This window comes from uncultured Veillonella sp., from assembly GCF_938010505.1.
Lineage (GTDB): Bacteria > Bacillota > Negativicutes > Veillonellales > Veillonellaceae > Veillonella.
Map to the genome: position 1 here is coordinate 1 of NZ_CALLVP010000020.1, position 2,441 is coordinate 2,441.

Sequence of the window (2,441 nt, forward strand, 5' to 3'; positions counted from 1 at the left end):
ATAGAGAGGTCTATATGAAGTTTTTACAGTCTTTATCAGCGCAGGTGTCTCTGCGCACGCAGGGGGCCATTTTGGCACTCGGCATTTTGTTTATTATATTAGATGCGCTTACAGAACCTATGAATCCAGCTATTGATTTGGCTTGGGTGACGGTCATTGTTTGTGGCTTGCCATTACTCATCAATAGTGTACAAAGTATTTGGGATCATTTAGAGATTCACGCTAATTTTCTCATCGTAGTAGCCATGGTAGCGCTTATTGCGATTGGCGATTACCATACGGCGGCTTATGTAGGTCTCATCGTGCATGGGGGCTTCTTCTTGGAGCAACTCATTACGGGCGAGGCACACTATACATTGGATGACGATATGTTGCCGACCATGCCAAAGCAACTTGTAGCTTTGCGTCAGGGTATCAATAATTATTCGTCCGTTATCGTTGTGGCCGTGATGTTGCTTTCCATGGGTTCCTTTGCATTGACACAGGACTTCAAGCATACCATTACATTGCTAGTCGTGCTTTGTCCGTGTTCTTTAGAGCTCATTCTTGTGGCTCTCATGATGGGTTCCCTCGTAGATGAGAACTCTCCGACGGTGGGGCTTTCAAAGGATGCAAAACAGTGTCATTTGGGCCTACTCATCGTGTCTATTTTATTCCACGTTGCCATCATCGGTGCCGGCGTGTTAGGATCTATCACCCCTGTAACAGCCGTTGCATTGCATGGCTTGGCACGACTTGGCCTCGTGTATAATTTGAAAGTATTAGATGGCTCCTTGTGCGTCGTATAAATTAAAAACCCCTAGTAATCATAAGTATTACTAGGGGGTTTTTGTATATACAACAGTGGGTTGTACGGTATGTATTATAAGTAGGTATTACACATTACGTATTACACATTACGTATTATACAGTACATATTCTATTGATGTCCTTTGTCACCGAGGGTGAGTAGCAGGAATACGATGGATAAAATACATGCACCAACGAGGGCAACGAAACCGCCATCCCAACCGTAAAGGTCAACCATGAGACCCATGAAAGCACCAGCACCAGCGGAACCGATGAGGTAACCAAGAAGGCCTGTAAGCCCCGTAGCACCACCTGTTGCTACGCGTGGTACCATGTCTGCTGCTTGAAGGCCGATCATCATAACTGGGCCGTAGATGAGGAAGCCGATAGCGATGAGTGCTAAGTTATCGATGAGGATATTGCCTGCTGGGTTGAACCAGTAAACAAGAATCGCCAAGATAACGAATAGCATAAAGCAAATGTATAAGAAATAAGCCCAACGAGAACCTTCTTTTGTGAAGCCTTTTACAGCTGTTAAGTAAGTTGGAGCCCAGTTCACTACGCCGTAACGGATAAAGTATACGAAGATATTTGCAATTGCAAGGTACCATAAGTATTTGTTACGCAAAATGTATTTAAAGAAGATTTCTTTGAAAGTGCTTTTTTCATGGTCATCTTTATGACTATGTGTTACTACTTCGTGTTTGTATTCCTCAATAGGCGGTAAGCCGCAAGATTGAGGCGTATCTTTCAACAAGAAGAAGGTAACAATGGCTAAGATGATGGAAATAATAGCAGGGAAGAAAAAGATACTATGCCAAGTACCGAATAGGTAAATACCTAAAGTAGCAAGTGGGGCGATGATACCGCCACCGAGGTTGTGGGATACGTTCCACCAGGACCACCATACACCGCGCTCGGAGTGGGAGAACCAAGTTACCATGTTTTTCGCATATGGAGGATACCCCATACCTTGGAACCAGCCGTTTAATAAAGCTAGCACACACATAATAGGAATACTGCTCATAATACCTGGTAATGTACCGAATAAAAGCATAACTAAAGCACTGAGCAATAGACCTACTGTGGAGAAGTATTTAGGGTTTGAGCGGTCAGACGCATTACCCATAACAAACTTACTCACACCATAAGCAACGGATAAGATAGTCATGACTACACCCAGATCCGCTTTTGCATAACCGTATTCAGCAATCATGTACGGAATAGCCAAGCTAAAGTTTTGGCGGATTAGATAAAATGTAGCATACCCAATAAATGTACCTGCAAAGACTTCTCTGCGAAGACGTTTGTAGGTGGAAGTGATAGCACTTTTATTTTGCTTTATTTAGTATATACGAAGCTATTGATGTTACATTAATCCACATATGTCACTTTGTAGCCTTTTGGCTCGATTTCGCGGCGGTTAAGGCCGTTTGGCATATCTGGATAGCCAATAGCAAGGCTAGCGTAGACTTTTTCGTCTTCGCTAAGACCTAACTCACGCATTTTTGCTTGAATGCGTTCGTTGTCTTGGAGGTGTCGAAGTTGATTAACCCAGCAGCTGCCAAGTTCTAGTTCGTTGCACGCAAGCATCATGTTTTGCATAGCACAAGATACATCAGCAAAATTATTAGCATAGTTTGCTTTACTAG

The 2,441-nt window shown here is 43.2% G+C and carries 3 protein-coding genes; 1 reads left to right on the forward strand and 2 read right to left on the reverse strand.

The features are described from left to right. The first annotated feature begins 14 nt into the window (after positions 1-14). Entirely contained in the window at positions 15-788 is a 774-nt protein-coding gene (locus Q0507_RS00820) for a hypothetical protein (RefSeq protein ID WP_298710977.1), read from the forward strand. Between the two features lie 131 nt (positions 789-919). Here the strand turns inward: Q0507_RS00820 and Q0507_RS00825 are convergent, their stop codons facing one another. Further along, complete coding sequence (locus Q0507_RS00825; protein ID WP_298710982.1) at positions 920-2,134, reverse strand: MFS transporter; 1,215 nt, start codon at positions 2,132-2,134, stop codon at positions 920-922. A gap of 29 nt (positions 2,135-2,163) precedes the next feature. Beyond that, the coding region (locus tag Q0507_RS00830) for a nitroreductase family protein (protein ID WP_298710979.1) at positions 2,164-2,441 on the reverse strand (278 nt) is incomplete at its 5' end.